The sequence below is a fragment of the Turicibacter sp. HGF1 genome (assembly GCF_000191865.1).
GTDB classification, from domain to species: Bacteria; Bacillota_I; Bacilli_A; order MOL361; family Turicibacteraceae; genus Turicibacter; species Turicibacter sanguinis.
Window position 1 is genome coordinate 1 of record NZ_AEXQ01000020.1, and the last position, 17,448, is coordinate 17,448.

At 33.4% G+C, this 17,448-nt stretch carries 18 protein-coding genes; 3 read left to right on the plus strand and 15 right to left on the minus strand.

Annotated elements, in window-relative coordinates; translation table 11 throughout:
• Positions 1 to 235 precede the first annotated feature (235 nt).
• The 12 genes from HMPREF9402_RS01990 to HMPREF9402_RS02045 form a co-directional block, all read right to left on the minus strand.
• Positions 236 to 775, minus strand: coding sequence for a stage V sporulation T C-terminal domain-containing protein (locus tag HMPREF9402_RS01990; RefSeq protein ID WP_006784952.1), 540 nt, complete (start codon positions 773 to 775; stop codon positions 236 to 238).
• A gap of 57 nt (positions 776 to 832) precedes the next feature.
• Positions 833 to 4,363 carry a transcription-repair coupling factor gene (mfd, locus tag HMPREF9402_RS01995; RefSeq protein ID WP_009606320.1) on the minus strand — a complete coding sequence of 1,177 codons (3,531 nt, stop codon included), beginning with the start codon at positions 4,361 to 4,363 and terminating at the stop codon, positions 833 to 835.
• 32 nt (positions 4,364 to 4,395) lie between these two features.
• Positions 4,396 to 4,956, minus strand: a complete 561-nt coding sequence (gene pth / locus HMPREF9402_RS02000) for an aminoacyl-tRNA hydrolase (protein ID WP_006784950.1) — start codon at positions 4,954 to 4,956, stop codon at positions 4,396 to 4,398.
• Positions 4,957 to 5,135: 179 nt separating this feature from the next.
• Positions 5,136 to 6,110: a ribose-phosphate diphosphokinase gene (locus HMPREF9402_RS02005; RefSeq protein ID WP_006784949.1), complete on the minus strand. Its 975-nt coding sequence runs from the start codon at positions 6,108 to 6,110 to the stop codon at positions 5,136 to 5,138.
• Positions 6,111 to 6,226: 116 nt separating this feature from the next.
• A complete protein-coding gene (glmU, locus tag HMPREF9402_RS02010; RefSeq protein WP_006784948.1) occupies positions 6,227 to 7,597 on the minus strand; it encodes a bifunctional UDP-N-acetylglucosamine diphosphorylase/glucosamine-1-phosphate N-acetyltransferase GlmU in 1,371 nt (456 codons plus the stop codon).
• A gap of 233 nt (positions 7,598 to 7,830) precedes the next feature.
• Positions 7,831 to 8,085, minus strand: a complete 255-nt coding sequence (gene spoVG / locus HMPREF9402_RS02015) for a septation regulator SpoVG (RefSeq protein ID WP_006784947.1) — start codon at positions 8,083 to 8,085, stop codon at positions 7,831 to 7,833.
• A gap of 254 nt (positions 8,086 to 8,339) precedes the next feature.
• Positions 8,340 to 9,194, minus strand: coding sequence for a 4-(cytidine 5'-diphospho)-2-C-methyl-D-erythritol kinase (gene ispE, locus HMPREF9402_RS02020; RefSeq protein WP_009606316.1), 855 nt, complete (start codon positions 9,192 to 9,194; stop codon positions 8,340 to 8,342).
• A 97-nt stretch (positions 9,195 to 9,291) separates the two neighbouring features.
• The gene (locus tag HMPREF9402_RS02025; RefSeq protein WP_370454856.1) at positions 9,292 to 9,531 is read right to left on the minus strand and encodes a Veg family protein; all 240 of its coding nucleotides are present in this window, start codon (positions 9,529 to 9,531) and stop codon (positions 9,292 to 9,294) included.
• 106 nt (positions 9,532 to 9,637) lie between these two features.
• Entirely contained in the window at positions 9,638 to 10,450 is an 813-nt protein-coding gene (gene yabG, locus HMPREF9402_RS02030) for a sporulation peptidase YabG (protein WP_006784944.1), read from the minus strand.
• Between the two features lie 108 nt (positions 10,451 to 10,558).
• The gene (rsmA, locus tag HMPREF9402_RS02035; RefSeq protein WP_006784943.1) at positions 10,559 to 11,434 is read right to left on the minus strand and encodes a 16S rRNA (adenine(1518)-N(6)/adenine(1519)-N(6))-dimethyltransferase RsmA; all 876 of its coding nucleotides are present in this window, start codon (positions 11,432 to 11,434) and stop codon (positions 10,559 to 10,561) included.
• 15 nt (positions 11,435 to 11,449) lie between these two features.
• Positions 11,450 to 11,992: a ribonuclease M5 gene (gene rnmV, locus HMPREF9402_RS02040; protein ID WP_006784942.1), complete on the minus strand. Its 543-nt coding sequence runs from the start codon at positions 11,990 to 11,992 to the stop codon at positions 11,450 to 11,452.
• Positions 11,993 to 12,008: 16 nt separating this feature from the next.
• Positions 12,009 to 13,325, minus strand: a complete 1,317-nt coding sequence (locus HMPREF9402_RS02045; RefSeq protein WP_009606325.1) for an HD domain-containing protein — start codon at positions 13,323 to 13,325, stop codon at positions 12,009 to 12,011.
• A 220-nt stretch (positions 13,326 to 13,545) separates the two neighbouring features.
• On the opposite strand from HMPREF9402_RS02045, the gene HMPREF9402_RS02050 reads away from it, so the two are divergent.
• On the plus strand, positions 13,546 to 13,872 hold the full coding sequence (locus tag HMPREF9402_RS02050; RefSeq protein WP_039930676.1) for a hypothetical protein: 327 nt from the start codon (positions 13,546 to 13,548) through the stop codon (positions 13,870 to 13,872).
• 79 nt (positions 13,873 to 13,951) lie between these two features.
• On the opposite strand, the gene HMPREF9402_RS02055 is transcribed toward HMPREF9402_RS02050, so the two are convergent.
• Both HMPREF9402_RS02055 and pta read right to left on the minus strand, forming a co-directional pair.
• Positions 13,952 to 14,203 (minus strand): DUF1450 domain-containing protein, encoded by a 252-nt coding sequence (locus HMPREF9402_RS02055; RefSeq protein ID WP_006784939.1) that lies wholly within the window; start codon positions 14,201 to 14,203, stop codon positions 13,952 to 13,954.
• Positions 14,204 to 14,459: 256 nt separating this feature from the next.
• Complete coding sequence (pta, locus tag HMPREF9402_RS02060) at positions 14,460 to 15,425, minus strand: phosphate acetyltransferase (RefSeq protein WP_006784938.1); 966 nt, start codon at positions 15,423 to 15,425, stop codon at positions 14,460 to 14,462.
• Between the two features lie 151 nt (positions 15,426 to 15,576).
• On the opposite strand from pta, the gene HMPREF9402_RS02065 reads away from it, so the two are divergent.
• Positions 15,577 to 15,999, plus strand: a complete 423-nt coding sequence (locus HMPREF9402_RS02065) for a cell wall hydrolase (RefSeq protein ID WP_006784937.1) — start codon at positions 15,577 to 15,579, stop codon at positions 15,997 to 15,999.
• A 26-nt stretch (positions 16,000 to 16,025) separates the two neighbouring features.
• Positions 16,026 to 16,652 carry a spore coat protein GerQ gene (gerQ, locus tag HMPREF9402_RS02070; RefSeq protein WP_006784936.1) on the plus strand — a complete coding sequence of 209 codons (627 nt, stop codon included), beginning with the start codon at positions 16,026 to 16,028 and terminating at the stop codon, positions 16,650 to 16,652.
• 48 nt (positions 16,653 to 16,700) lie between these two features.
• On the opposite strand, the gene HMPREF9402_RS02075 is transcribed toward gerQ, so the two are convergent.
• Positions 16,701 to 17,366: a uracil-DNA glycosylase gene (locus HMPREF9402_RS02075; protein ID WP_006784935.1), complete on the minus strand. Its 666-nt coding sequence runs from the start codon at positions 17,364 to 17,366 to the stop codon at positions 16,701 to 16,703.
• Positions 17,367 to 17,448 lie beyond the last annotated feature (82 nt).

Consider the following 17,448-nt stretch of genomic DNA (forward strand, 5'->3'; position numbering starts at 1 on the left):
AGAACCTTCAAAAAAGATGGTTCTCTTTTTTTATGAATCTTGTATTCTTCAATTGTGGATAAGTTTTACACAGAAAATTCATTATATGTTCCTTCGCCAGGATAGCATTAAAATTTTTCCAAGTAAGAAAATCTTATCTCAAATTAAGTTTTTTTGTCTGACATCAATTGAAATTGAAAAGTTATTAGTATAAAAAAAGGAACTTATCCATGATTGTGGATAAGTCCCTAACCTATTAACCTTCTAGGTATTTACCTAAGAATGCTGTAGCAATTTTAACGCTATTGATGTCTAGTTCATTCACTAATTCATCTTCTTCAGTTCCAACTAAGATAACAGCTCCTAAGCTATCTCCATTAGAAATGATTGGAATCATAACAAATGAACGTTCAGTTGTTTCACCATCAACGATTTCTAATACTTCTTTACCTTCAGCAATTTTAGAAGTACGATTTTCAATCATGTCACTTAATGGACGGCTAACACGACGATTTAAGTATTGTTTTTTGATGTCCCCTGCAGCCGCAATAATATCTTCACGATCTACAATTAAAATACCTTTTTTAGTTGATGCTTGCATAGCATCTGCATATTGTTGTGCAAAAGCTGAAATATCAGCAATTGGAGAGTATTTTTTTAATACTACTTCACCTGATTGATTAACGAAAATTTCTAATGAATCCCCTTCGCGAATACGCATAGTTCTACGGATTTCTTTTGGGATTACGACACGACCTAAGTCGTCAATACGACGAACAACTCCTGTTGCTTTCATCTTTCTCAAAACCTCACTTTCAAATTATCTAACATTAGTTTTTATTTTTTTAATAAATTATACCTTTTTTACATCTTTTTTGAATCTTTCGAAATTTGTAAATAGTTGCAAAGCGTATTCAAACCATTGAAGTCTTTTTACAACTGGTAAATCAAAAATAATATTTATTTTATTCTCTTTATACGCTAAACGAATCATAGAACCAATTTGATGAACAGCCTCAAATAATTTCTGTCCATCAATATCTTGTGTAATTTCTTCCTTTAATATGAATTCTATCGTATTTTTAGTCGATTTTGTTTTCACAAGATAAGGTTCAGTTAAATTTTTTAAAAATGTTAAATCAATTAAATATTTCACATCATCTGGGAAATCACCAAAGCGATCAATTAACTCATCGATGATGTCATCATATTCAGTTTGGGTTTTAATATTTTTAATTTTTTGATAAATCTCAATCTTAGTTGATTCATCACTAATGTAAAAGTCTGGTATGTAAGCGTCAACTTTCGTTGGAAAGTCAAATTCTAATTTTGGCATTTCAAAAGAAGCGACTTCAAAGTTGCTACCTTCTCTTGCGTGCACAACTGCTTCACTTAACAATTGAGTGTATAAATCTAACCCAACTGTATCAATGAATCCATATTGTTGTGCTCCTAGCATATCTCCAGCACCTCGTATTGCTAAATCTCGCATTGCAATTTTAAATCCTGAACCAAGTTCAGTAAATTCCTTAATGGTTTGTAACCTTTTTTCAGCATTTTCTGTTAATACTTTATTCTTTGGATACATGCAATAGGCATATGCAATACGATCGCTTCGGCCCACTCGTCCTCGTAACTGATAAAGTTGCGATAACCCCAGTCGATAAGAGTCTGATATGATCAGAGTATTAGCATTTGGTATATCAATCCCTGTTTCGATAATTGTTGTACAGACTAGAACGTTGAATTTTTTATCCTCAAAATCAGCCATCGTTTGTTCGAGTTGCTCTTTACTCATTTGGCCATGAGCATATTCAACAATTGCATCCGGAACTAATTTTTTAATTCGTGCCGCACGCTTTTCTATATCTGAAACCCTGTTATATAAATAAAAAACTTGTCCATCCCTAGCTAATTCACGTTCGATTGCATCACGAATCACCCCATCATGTTCTTCAAGTACATAAGTTTGCACTGGATAGCGATTCATTGGTGGGGTTTCAATAAGCGATAAACTTCTAATTCCAATCATCGACATTTGTAATGTCCTTGGAATCGGCGTTGCAGTAAGCGTTAAGACGTCAACTTCAGTTTTAAACTCTTTGATTTTCTCTTTATGTTCAACTCCAAATCGTTGTTCCTCATCAATAATTAAAAGACCTAAATCTTTGAATTTTACATCTTTCGATAATAATCGATGAGTTCCGACAACGATATCTATTTTACCACTTTTTATATTTGTTAGCAATTCTTGTTGTTCTTTTAGTGAGACATAGCGGTTTAATAGACCAATTTTAACCGGAAAATCCTTAAATCTAGAAACAAATGACTCATAGTGTTGTTTTGTTAAAATAGTAGTTGGTGCTAAATACGCAACTTGTTTCCCATCCATAACGGCTTTAAATGCAGCACGCATAGCTACCTCAGTTTTTCCATATCCAACATCTCCAATTAATAATCTATCCATTGGATGAGGTTGCTCCATATCTTCTTTAATTTCAGCAACAGCCTTTAATTGATCTTCTGTTTCAACATAAGGAAATGCATTTTCAAATGCATGTTGTTCGATAGTATCTTTTGAAAAAGCATATCCTGGTAAATGTTCACGTTGGGCATAAATTTTAATCAATTTGTCTGCAATATCTTTTACTGTTTTCTTAACTTTAGCTTTCGTTTTTTCCCATTCAGATGTTCCCAGTTTATTAATCTTTGGTTTTGCTCCTTCAGAACCAACATATTTTTGAACCATCTGAATTTTATCGATAGGAACGTATAATTTATCATCTCCACGATAAGCAATCATTAAGAAATCTTTTCTAGCTCCATTACTTTCAAGCGTCTCGATTCCAATATATTGTCCGATTCCGTGTTGAACATGAACCACATAATCACCGATTTTAAGTTCATTAAAATCTTTAATTTTCTTGCCTTCTTTAAATGAACTTTTATAAGTTGGTTGCTTTTTACGCTTAGTATTAATTTCATAATCGGTATAAACGACAATATTAGAGTCAATCAATTCAAATCCAAGAGGAAGAGGCTCATAAATAATATGAATCGATCCTTCCCTAACCTCATCAGGCTGAGTTGGAATAGCAACCATAATTCCTGATTCCTCTAGATAATTAGCCAATTTATTACGACTCTCTACACTTGATACCGCAATAAACACAGTACTCTTATTCTCTTTTAATCGTTTACACTCTTTAGCAAAAAACTCCAACTGTCCATGAAACTCTGAAACACTCTTTGTTAAAATCTTGACTGTATCCGTCAATTTAACATCTTGTAATTGGCTTGTATGCTCAAGTAGATATAACTGTGTTGAAGCTTCAATTTCTGTAATCGGGCGATATAAATTTAAATCAACAACTGTTTTACCATTAATAATTGCGCCTTCTTGCCAAGAAAGTGCATCTTCATTCATATGATTTTGGTTCTCAATAATGCGGTTATAATCAATATAAATCACCAATGGATTCGTAAAATACGACAATAAGGTATCTGGATTTTCATAAAGTAATGAAATGTATTTGTGCATGATTTCGAGATTATTATGATTTTTAATATTCTCAATATCATTAAATACCTTCTCACGCAATTGATCTTGCGTCTCAATATCTAATAATTTTAATGTTTTACTTAAACGAGATTTAATCTGTGCTTCAAATACCTCTACTTGTTTATCTGAGTATACCAATTCATATGTTGGCGGAATCGAAATTTTTTGAATTTGATGAATTGAACGCTGTGTTTCAGTTGAAAAATAACGGATAGAATCCACTTCATCATCAAAGAATTCAATACGAATTGGATTTTCCTCAGTCATCGGGAAAATATCTATGATTCCGCCACGAACACTGAACTCTCCCATCCTCTCAACAGCACGTACTGAATTATAACCAAGCTCAACTAATTTACGCTTTAATTTATCTAATTCATATTCATGACCACACTCTAGAATAATTTCTGCTTGTTCAAATATTGATTTTGGCGTTAAAAAGCGCGTGGCTCCCGCTACATGGGTAATCACAATCTTCACTTCATTCTCAAGAATAGAAGCTAACGTATTCATACGTTCTATTCTAAGTTCAGAACTTGAAGCTAACATCTCGGCTGTAATAAATTCATCCATAGGAAAAAGACGGACTGAACCCTCGTCCATCAAATTTGATAACTGATCATATAATCGTTGAGCATGATATAAATTTTGCATTAAAATAACAACAGGACGTTGTTGTTTTTCATAAATCATTTGTAACAACGGACCATAAAATGATGATGTCACACCACTTAATAAAATATTTCTTTGTTCCCCTTCAAGTGTCTTCATCAGCGAATCTAATTCGTTTGACTTTAACAAGTAATCATTCATAACATTCATTTTTAACACCCACTTTCCCATCAATAACACTATTACTTACTGTATTCAGTCATTACTTTATTAAATGAATCAGTTAATGCTAATGTACAAGCCCCAACTGCTAAATCGATTGCTTGATTCACAAGAGCTAACTCATCTTCAGTAAATTTGCCAAGCACGTAATCTACAACAGGAATTTTAGGATGGCGATCGATTCCTACACGAATACGTTTAAACTCCTGAGTTTTAACGTGAGCAATTAACGATTTAATTCCGTTATGACCACCTGCACTACCTTTTAAACGTAAGCGGATTTTTCCATGGGGTAAATCTAAATCATCATAAATAACCACTAAATCTTCGATATCAATATCATAAAAATCCATGACGGCACGTACCGATTCTCCAGATAAGTTCATAAAAGTCGTTGGTTTTAATAAAATAACCTTTTCACCTTTTACAACTCCTCGTCCAATCTGACCTTTGAATTTTTTCTCATCAGTTAACTCAATATTCCACTCTTTACTTAATGCATCAATTACCATAAAACCAGCATTATGACGCGTTCTTTCGTATTTTGAACCCGGATTTCCGAGACCTACAAACAATTTCATTTTCTTCACCTCTAAAGTTTAAATAACATATCTATTTTACAGTAATCGCATATGATTTACCAATATTTCTTCCTAGTATTTCAATCACTTTCAATATATTACAATTATTTCAAATAAAACATCAAAGCTTCCTATAGTTTGAACCTTTATAAGAAAAATATATCTTTTTTACTTTAATACTAGAAATTGTATAAATCACGGTTATAAACGAATAAGTCTGATACCGGCTCATCGTTTAAGATATGTAAAATACCTTCGGCTAATAATTCACCCACTGATAATTGAGTAATTTTAGGACTTTGTTTTTCTTTTGGCAGATTAATAGTATTTGTCGTCACTAATTCTTTGATAGCTGAGTTTTCAATACGCTCAACAGCTGGCCCTGACAGAATTGGGTGTGTACATGCTGCGTAAACAGATAACGCTCCACGTTCTTTTAAAGCATTTGCTGCAATTTGGATTGTTCCAGCAGTATCGATCATGTCATCAATGATGATAGCATGTTTTCCATCTACTTCACCAATTAAGCCCATTACTTCCGCTACGTTTGGTTTTGGACGACGTTTATCAATGATAGCGATTGGTGCATTTAAATATTCAGCTAATGTACGAGCACGAGTTGCTCCACCATGGTCAGGTGATACAACTACAATATCTTCTAATTTTTTATCAATAAAATACTTCGCAATGATTGGCATTGCACGGAAATCATCAATTGGGATATCGAAGAATCCTTGAATTTGAGTTGCATGTAAGTCCATCGTCATAACGCGAGTTGCACCAGCTGCCTCAATTAAGTTAGCAACTAATTTTGCTGTAATTGGTTGACGAGCTTTAGCTTTACGGTCTTGTCGTGAATATCCGTAATAAGGCATGATAACGTTGATAGTTTTTGCTGACGCACGTTTTAACGCATCAATCATTACTAAAAGTTCCATTAAATTCTCGTTAACAGGCGCATGTGTTGGCTGAACAACAAAACAATGATGCCCACGAACAGTTTCATTAATATTGACTTGAACCTCTCCATCAGCGAAGCGATTTGAAGTACAGTCTGATAATGGAACACCGATGCGGTCTGCAATTTCTTGTGCTAACTCACGATTAGCATTCAAACTAAAAATTTTAAACTTCTTACGATTAATTTCTGCCATGATGATTTAACCTCCTAGAATAAACACACTTCAGACAGTATTTTACACAATTTATCGTTTTTTTTCAATTATTTCGACGGATGTTTCATGCCTTATTGGTAAAAAAACGAAATTTATTACAGTTTCTGACGAATTTTGTTAGCGTAACCTTCTTTTGTTACTTGTTTTGGACGAGCAATTGCAAATCCATCTGCAGGTACATCCTGATTAATTGTTGATCCAGCTGCTAAATAAGCATTTGGTTCAATCGTAACAGGTGCTACTAAGTTTACGTTACATCCAACCATTGTATTTGCACCAATCACTGTTTTATGTTTGTTTTTACCATCATAGTTTACAGTAATTGATCCGCAACCCATATTGACATTCTCACCAAGTTCTGCATCACCAATATAACTTAAGTGTGCCGATTTTGCTCCATCTTTAAACACAGATTTCTTAATTTCTACGAAATTACCGATACGTGCTTGATTACCAATCTCAGCATGCATACGAATGTGAGCAAATGGTCCTACTGTTGTATGATCACCGATAACAGAATCTGAAATAACAGAAGCATTCACAGTTGTATTTTCCCCAATTTTTGAATTAATAATTTGTGAATTTGCACCGATTACTGTATTAGCACCAATTACTGTATTTCCAGAGATAATTGTTCCTGGATAAATCACAACATCTTGTCCAATCACAACATCAGTGCCAATATAAGTCGCTTCTGGATCAATAATTGAAACACCGTTACGCATATGTTGTTCATTGATTCGTTTACGAAGTACTTTTTCTGCATACGCTAATTGAACACGATCATTTACACCTAACGTTTCTTCAAAATCTTCATTTACATAAGCAACAACTTTTAATCCCATGTCACGAATAATTCCAACTAAATCCGTTAAATAATACTCACCTTGAGAGTTATTATTTGTAATTTTAGTTAAAGCTTCAAATAATACTTTATTATCATAACAGCAAACACCAGTATTAATTTCTTGAACTAATAACTCCTCTGCATTTGCATCTTTTTGCTCAACAATTCGTAAAACATTTCCTGCTTCATCACGAATAATACGTCCATATCCTGTTGGATCTTCAGCTTTAGCAGTTAAAATAGTAATAGCTGCTTCTTGTTGTTGATGATAATCAAATAAGTTAGCAATCGTTTGTTCCGTTAACAATGGAACGTCCCCATACGTTACAATTGTTACACCTTCTAATCCTTCTAGTTGATCTTTTGTCATCATTACAGCATGACCTGTTCCTAATTGTTCAGTTTGCATCGCATACTCAACACGATCTTTTAATTCAGCACGTACTGAATCTGCTTCATAACCAATAACGGTAACAATTTTTTCAACACCAATTTTTTGTAAATTAGTAACTGCATGATCGACCATTGATTTTCCTAATACAGGATGTAAAACTTTATGTAAACTCGACTTCATACGCGTCCCTTTTCCTGCTGCTAAAACAACCGCATATTTATTCATAAAATGATCCCTCCAATGATTTATTTTCAATACTCCTAGTATAACATATTTCGTGTTTTGTGCGTGTTTTAATTTATATCCAACTGACGACAAAAGCCCATAAATCTATGTTAAGATTTATGGGCTTTTTGATGCTTTTTCGTGAAGTTTAATTATATAAATATTCATCAATAATAAATTATTGAGTAGTATCTTGCTTAATAAAACTCCCCTAATTTTCACTTATACAGAAATTATTCTGTAGCTTCATAAGCTTTAATAACGAATTGCTCTAATTCTTGACGTGTTTCGTGGTTGATTGGATGTGCAATATCCTTAAATTCCCCCGTTGATGTTTTACGACTTGGCATCGCCACAAACAAGTGTTCATCCCCTTGGATCACTCGTAAATCATGAATGACGAAACAATCGTCTAAAGTAATTGATGCGATAGCTTTCATTCTGTTGTCTGTTTCTACTTTGCGAATTCTTACATCCGTAATATTCATTTCTCTCATCCTCCTAATCGTCATTACTTTCTCCGAGATAACTATACCATGTATTGTAAGCACTTTTATGTTCTTTTTGTGTTCTACGTCATTTTTTACAGTTTTATACAATTTAATGGCATCATTCATCAAAACCCATATCTTTTGCCTACAAATACCCTTTTATTGTAACATTAAACATCTTAAAAAACGTGTCCTTAACGAAAAAAAGACATTTTATTTTACATAAAATGTCTTTTTTTGAATTTTTATCACTATCCAATTAATCTAACAGCATGAACCTCATGTTCACGGAAACATCCATTAATACTATTTATAATACGTCTTAATTTATATTCTTTACGCACTAATGCAAACACTGTTGGTCCACTTCCACTCATTAAAACAGCATCAGCCCCAAATTGAACCAATTTATTCTTAATTTCCGCAACAACTGGATAACGTTCAAATGTTACAGATTCCAATGAGTTTCCAAGTCTTGTGCAAATTCCTTGATAATCTTTTTCATTGATGCACTCTAACATTCCCTCAATATCTAAATGCTCAACATTTTTAGCATCTAATGCTTCATAAACTTCTTTTGTTGAAACCCCAATACGTGGTTTAATTAAAATAACCCAACATTTTGGTGGTGATGGAATTTGTTGAATTTTTTCTCCACGTCCTGTCGCTAAAGCTGTTCCGCCGTACACACAAAATGGCACATCAGATCCAAGTTTTGCCCCAAGTTCTGCTAACTCATCAATTGTACAATCTACTTGCCACAATTCTTTTAATGCTTTTAAGGTTGCCGCAGCATTGCTACTACCACCCGCTAATCCCGCAGCAACAGGAATACGTTTTTTAATATAGATTTCAACCCCTTTATCTATATTAAAATGTTCTTTAAATAACTTTGCTGCTTGATAAGCTAAATTCTTTTCATTTAAAGGCATTGCGAATTCATTTGATTTGATTTTGATTTCATTTTTTTCAAGGGGAGTGACTGTAATATAGTCGGCTAAATCAACAGTTGTCATAACCATCTCAACTTCATGATAGTTATCTTCACGTTTATAAAGCGTATCTAGTGCTAAGTTAATTTTTGCTGGAGCTTTAATTGTCACCATAGCCATTCCTCCAATCGTTATGACTTTATTTTATCACAGGAATTTATTTTATTATACAAAAAAAGTAGTAAACTATGTTGACTACTTTTTTTTAATATTAATTAAATTTTAATTCTACCGATCCAGTTAAAATATCAATATAGCTATAAGAAACACGATCAACCGAATCGCGGTCATTATCTAAATCAATTACAAAAATAGAAGGATACGTACTTGATAAAACACCTGTGTGTTCAATCACACGGTTACGACTTTCATAGGCAGTTAATTTAACTTCCTTACCTACTTGTTCACTTAACTCTTGACGAATATTCACTATATTATTAGCCAAAAACATCACGCCCTTTCCATTATAAAGCATACCATAAAAAGAAAATTTTTTCAATATTATTATGCGCTAAAGACTTGAAATTATGTATTAAGAATGATAAAATAAAATATTTTTAAACTTTTCTAATCCCATAGCGGAGAGTACCTTTAGTTTGCAAGCCCCCGATACCTGCTATTTTAGCAATTGTTTTTTCAATTGCCTCTCTTAAATCCACTTCTTCTTCATAAGGAGTTAACGCTACTGTTGATGCAATAATAGCAGGGTCTAACGCATGAATATTAATTCGCTTTGGTGAAGAAGCAAAATTTGCTCCTGAGCCGATTAATGCTTCAAAATGTGATTGACAAGCTCCTGCAATAACGATTAGATAATCCAAAGAAGGTTCAATTTCACGTAAAGCATTAACTGTTTCAACAAAGTATTTCGAACTACGATAAGAATTCAAGTCTTCCTCATGTTCTTTATCTTCTAACGCATCATGGCCTGTTATCACAACGATATTAGGTCTTAATTTTTTAACAAGTTCGGGAACTCGAACTCCCATTTCTTTTTCCGGTATTGCAAAGGCTTGGGCATAAACTTTTGCATATTTATATAATTTTATACTTTTTTGTAAATATTCTTCATCTCCATCAATGTGTAAGATACGACCGCTGATATAAAAATCCCCATTATCATAGCTCCGCATTTGACTCATAACAGGGGGTAAAATCGTCCGGTATTGATCAAATTCTATTTGTTCAGCACGTTGATACTCTTCTCGCGAAATAATCTCTAAATCACTAATAGGAGCATCAGCAGTTAGTCGAAAGAAAATTCCCTTCAAATAGGCTATATCTCCATGAATTTCTTCAATCCTAAACATGGTATCTGAATTATAAGAACGTCTTCCCACAATGTCTCCAACTTTCACCACGTCACTCATATCATCACCTCACATTATTATATGTCTAAGTCATGATTTGGGTACAAAAACCTAATCTTTATAAAGAAAATGAGCATCAAACCTAAAAATGGTCTGATGCTCATTTTTTTATAGTGAGTGAATGTGTTTATAAAATACGTTTGATAAATGTCCGAACTCTTCAATCGTTAAAGTTTCACCACGGCGGCTAGGTACAATTCCCGCCTCTTCTAATAACTTAGTCACATCTTCCTTCGCTAAGTCATTAAAGTGTTGATTTAAGTTATTTTGAATTGTTTTACGACGTTGTTTAAATGCTGCATGAACAATTTCTAAGAAGAAATCTTCATTTTCAACGGCTACCGCTGGTTGCTCACGCTTTGTTAATTTAACAACTGAGCTATCTACATTTGGTGCTGGAATGAAGACTGTTTTCGGTACATTTAAAGCAATTTTAGCTTCCGTATAATATTGAACAGCAATTGATAAAGCATTGTAATCTTTTGAACCAGGATTCGCTGATAAACGCTCTGCTACTTCCTTTTGCATCATTGTAACATACCAATCAATCGGTAATTTCTTTTCAATTAAGCCCATTAAAATTGGTGTTGTAATATAGTATGGTAAATTTGCTACAACGGCAATATGTTTAACGTCTTTAAATTCTTCTTCGATCATTGACGCAACATCTGCCTTTAAAATATCTTGGTGAATGACTTTAACGTTATCATAAGGGGCCAATGTTTCTGCTAAGATGGGAATTAATCGTGGGTCAATTTCATAAGCCACTACTTTTTTCGCTTTACGCGCAATAAATTCTGTCAAGGCTCCGATACCAGGACCAATTTCGATAACCCCAACCTCATCATTTAAATCGGCTGCATTCACAATTTTATTTAAAATATTGGTATCTGTTAAAAAGTTTTGTCCAAAGCTTTTTTTAAAGGTAAAACCGTGTTTTTCAATAATTTCTTTTGTATTAGACTTTGTTGCAATATCTCTCATAATTTAATACTCCTCTTACTTTTTAGATAACGCTTCAATGACTTGTTCCTTCGAAATACCAAACATCATTAAACGTTTTTGCAGTTGTTTCCCATTAACATATCCAATCCCTAAAACATCGCTTAGGTGCTCACGAAGAGATGAACTATTAGCATGTCCAATGAGTTGATTTTCAATTAAAAACTGCATTTCAATTTCCTCTACAATTGTTTTACTTGCAGTTAATAAATTTTCAAGCGCTGCTTTGATTGCCTCATTAGAGGCGTGTTCTACTCCAACACCACTTCCATTTTTAGCGATTGCATCTTGTTTTTTTAAATAAGCATGTTTACATTCAGGAACAACCTCAGTGACTGCCTGTCTAATTTTATTTCCTGGAAAATCAGGATCAGTAAAAACGATAACTCCTCGCGTCTCATTTAAAATTTTAATGCGTTCTAAAGTAGGTTTATCAATCGCTGAGCCATTTGTCTCAATTGTCTCTATATCGGGAAAAATCTCTTTTAATCGACGTGTATCGTCGCGCCCTTCTACTACAATTACTTCTTTAAATAACATATTTTAGCCTCTACTTCTATCTCTGTCTACCTTCATCTCGAACATTTTCATATAATAATTCAAGAATTTTAATCTTTGCATCACAGTTCTCACACTTTTCGATTAAATCTAATGGAAAATAGATTTTATGTTCTTGTTTTGCTTTAACTGCAATAATTCCTTTAATAATCGTTGATACCTCTGAAATTTCTTGAATTGAACCATCACGCATCAGTAATTCAATGCAATCTGGTAAACAATTTGTTTTGTGTCCATAATAATCATAAGGCGTCTTCATACTATGGTCAGTTAGTAAATAATAATTTGGGTCAATTCCTAATTCAATCATATAATTTTTTATATTTTCTAATTTATCGTGCGATTGCTCACTTGGAATATAGTGAACTTCCTTAAATAATCGACGACTCATAAAACGATCGGCGAAATCACGTAAAATAGCATCATCTTCTTCAGTAAATTGTGCAGCATAATACTGAATAGTTGAATCATCAAATTTTAAATACGTTTCAATCGATGGTTCTGCTTGTAAAAATAGATTTCTCAAATCATCAATTGGTTTTTTAAATTCATAATCTGATTCAATTAATTCTCGAACACGACAAAGCATATTTTGAATAATTAAATCAAAACTACGCCCTGTTGAATGTAAATAGACTTGCCAATACATTTGATAACGACTCATTAAATAATCTTCAATCGCATGCATTCCTGAAACTTTATAGACAATTTTATTATTAACCACTCGCATTGTTCTTAAAATACGATCAACATCAATCTCTCCATAAGGTGCTCCAGTAAAATAAGCATCTCTTAATAAATAATCTAAACGGTCTGCATCAAGTTGACTAGAAATGATATTGATAACGAGTGGATTTGGATAAGTCTTATTAATAACATCTCTAACTTTTTTCGCAAATCCAGGCTGATAATTTTCAAGAACTGCATTAACTTCCGTATTTTCCATAATAATACGCTCAGTAAACACCTCATGTCGAACTTCAAACACTGATTCAAAAGAATGCGAAAAAGGTCCATGTCCTAAATCATGCAGTAGAGCAGCAGACAAAATTAATAAACGTTCTTCTTCATCTAGCTCAATTTCACGATGAAATAAAGCACGAATCATTTGTCTTGCCATTTCATAAACACCTAGAGAGTGTGAAAAACGACTATGTTCTGCAGTATGGAAAACCATATACGTTCCACCTAATTGTTTAATACGGCGTAAGCGTTGAACCTCTTTTGTTTGAATTAAATCCCAGATTAACTTATCATAAACATGAACATATCCATATACAGGGTCTCTAAAAACCTTCTCTTCTAACATTTTCATTGCACTATCACCATCTATATTAAATTAAATACTTTTTTCATTTTAATCAATGTAAATAAAATCATTTCTTACATTATTAGTATACCACATAATATAGCGACTTAAAGCCAGACAACAAAAGCTTTGACAATAATTAAGATAAATACAAGGCTTTTACAGGTTTCGACATTCAAATATGATATAATCATCTCTGATAACGCTTTTATCAGGATGTGATTTCATGTGTATAAAGACCTACAATCAACTGATGCAGAGGCAAGAATCTTTTTTAAGAAAACATTATTTATTTGAAATGCTCATTTTTGAAATTTATAATACGCTACAATCTTTTTCTCCTAGTTCATTAAATACAGTAGAACTCTTTTCTGAACTATCCCCCTTTTTAAAGGCGCGCATCTCATTTATAATGCATTCTCAGACAGACGGTTCCGATTTATTTAAAACTCATGAAGAAATCATAAAATATATTGCCGATCTTTTAGCAGACAAAATATTTTCAATTCATGTTAAAAATGGAGGCTATTATTATGAACAGGTAGAAAAATAAACTTTCTATCCTAATCATGACCACAGCTTTTCTAATTCAAACAAAAAAGACGATAAATAATCATTTATCGTCTTTTTTGTTATTTTCCTAAAAATTCTTTAACTTTTGCAATTAATTCATCTTCATTCGTAGCTAAAATCGGTTTATTATTAACAAATACAAACGCTCGATCACGACCTGGGCCACAATATGATTGACATCCAGTATAGATCTTTGCTTTTGGGTCAATTGCTTTTAACCGTGGTAATAATGTATTTACATTTGTTGCCTTACATTTATCGCAAATGCGGAACTCATTTGGTTCTGCAAATAAATCATCTAAATTAAACATATTGCTACACCTTCCTTTTCCTCTCATGCTTCAAGTGTATCTCTATAGAGTTTATAAAAAAATAAAGATTGTGTCAACTATAACACTAATTCAACAGACATGAAGAAACCTCCTATTCATAATATAGGAGGTCTTATTATTTATATATAGAAATTTTCAGTCCTAGGTCTCTATCCTCGAAAAGTCACCTTTCTCTAATAAAGAAAGTAAGAATTTATCCAGTATGAAAAACTTATCTGGACCTATATATTAAATATTATAATAAAGTTTGGTTAGCTGTAATGATTGCAGTGCTGTACACATCTTCTGGTGAACATCCACGTGATAAATCATTTACTGGTTTATTTAATCCAGCTAAGATTGGCCCTACTGCTTCAAATCCACCTAAACGTTGCGCAATTTTGTATCCAATATTTCCAGCATTTAAATCAGGGAATACGAATACGTTAGCATGCCCTGCAACTTTTGAATCTTTAACTTTTGTAGCAGCTACTGATGGAACGAAGGCGGCATCAAATTGTAATTCTCCATCATAGTCAAAATCAAGTTCCATACCATTTAAAATTTCCATTGCATCTGTTACTTTTTTAGTTTCTTCTGTTTTTGCAGAACCTTTTGTTGAGAAGCTTAATAATGCTACTTTCGGCTCCATATCAAACATACGTGCAACACGTGCAGACTCGATTGCAAATTCAGCTAAATCGCTGCTTGATGGATTTGGATTGATTGCGCAATCACCAAAGATATAACGCTCATCTCCACGTAACATTGCGAAGTATCCAAATGTTTTTGAAATTCCTGGTTTAGTTTTGATAATTTGTAATGCAGGGCGAACTGTATCTCCTGTTGAATGAATTGCTCCTGATACTAATCCTGCTGCTAATCCCATATGAACTAACATTGTTCCAAAATAGTTTACATTTAATACTAATTCACGAGCTTGTTCTTCAGTTACTTTTCCTTTACGAACTGCTACTAATTCAGCAACCATTTCATCTAATTTGTCATAATGTTTTGGATCGATAATTTCGCATCCTTCTAATGAATATGTTCCTGCTGCTGCTTGAACTTCTTCAGCTGAACCAATTAAAATTGGTTTTAACATGTTTTCGCGTGCTAATAAGCTTGCTGCTTGAACAACGCGTGGTTCATTACCTTCAGGGAATACGATACGAATATTTTTCCCGATAATTTGATTCTTTAAACTTGTCATGATATCCATCGAATTTACCACCTTTAATATATGTTCTATATGTCTACTTTCATTTTACTCCTTTTGCTAAAAAAATAAAAGGTTAATACCTTTTATTTTTTTATTTTTTTTATCATTTTTTGGCAACCGATACCATATGATTTACAGAGAGGTGATGGTCATGGCGGTTATTAAAGCTACACAAAAAGATGTGGAACTACTCGCTAGACTCATGCGTGCCGAAGCTGAGAGTGACGGAAATATGGGAATGCTATGCGTTGGAAACGTTGGCGTTAACCGTGTTCTTGCAGATTGTCTCGACTTCAAAGACATTAATTCGGTTGAACAAATGATATTTCAATCACCTGGTGGATTTGAAGCAACACAATATGGTTACTTTTATCAACGCGCACGTGAAAATGAAATTCAACTCGCTCGTCGAGTGATTAATGGAGAACGGTTCGAACCTGCAAGTACAGCACTTTGGTTCTACAACCCTTTCCAAGAGGATTGTCCTATTAAATTCTGGGGACAATGGAATTCTGGTCGATATGGAGAGCACTGCTTCTATATTCCACTAGAATCTGAAAATTGTTACGATTAAGGCAGTAATCTGAAAGGAGAGACATTATGAGTTATTATTATTCTTACCCTTATGGTCCAGTTCCAAATCCAATGGATTCTTATTGGCGATATCAATCTGTAACACCTGGAGGTACAAATCAAAATACGATTCCTCCATATCCTGCAGGAGCACCTATTACTCCACAAACACCAGATGAACCAAACCAAGTCCCACAACCTCCTCTTTACAATCCAGCAATCGTGCCATTTGGAAACACTTTAGCAAGAGGGATTAACTCTTATATTGAAAATATTTTACGATTAAATCGTGGAAAAATGGCAACTGTTTATATGACTTTCCAAGCTGGACAAACGGCAATGAACAAAAGCTTCACAGGGGTAGTTGAAGCAGCCGGAAAAGATCACATTATTTTAAGTGATCCAAACACAGGACATCGATATATTTTATTAATGGTATACGTAGACTATATCGAATTCCCTGAAGAAATCAACTACTACTATCCAATCGATAATACACTCAATATTGTCGATCCTGATTTATTAGAAAAATATCCAGACCTTGCGGCCGTTTACAATTATGTAAAACAACAACAAGAACAACAATTGCAACAATTAAAACAGCAACAGCAGCAACAACAAATGACTCAAGGTGATTTAACTCAACAATACTAATTAAAAACAGCACAAATAGTCTAATTAAGAACTATTTGTGCTGTTTTTTTATCTTAATGTCCAATCAATAGGCTTTAAGCCTTGAGAAATCAAAAATTCATTTGTACGTGAAAATGGATGACTACCAAAAAAACCACGGTAAGCTGATAAAGGAGAGGGATGTGCTGATTCAATCACAAAGTGACGTGATTGATCAATTAACTTCGCTTTATTTCTTGCATGTTTTCCCCATAAAATAAATACAATTGGAGTTTGCTTTTTATTTAACTCTTTTAAAACTTGATCTGTAAAAGTTTCCCACCCCATGCCAACGTGTGACATTGGTTCTCCCTCTTTTACCGTTAACGTTGTATTTAGCAATAGTACTCCTTGCTTTGCCCATTGACTTAAATCTCCACTCTGTGGATAAATGCATCCGATATCGTCCACTAGTTCAGTAAAAATATTTCGAAGTGATGGTGGGAATGCTGTCCCTTTTTCAACTGAAAAACTCAATCCATTTGCTTGATGGGGTCCATGATAAGGATCCTGACCTAAAATGACCACCTTCACTTCTGAATAAGGCGTTAAATTAAAAGCGGAAAAAACTTTTTCACGAGGAGGATAAACAGTCGTTGTTTCATAAGCCTCTTTCAATTGTGAAAATAATTGTTTCATATACGGCAGTTCAAATTCTTTAGATAACACTAACTGCCAATCATTATGTAGAATCATCTGGCTTCACCTCATTACTTAATCTTTTTAAATTTATATCATTTACTATAAAAATAAAGGAACCTGTTACAAGGTTCCGCTA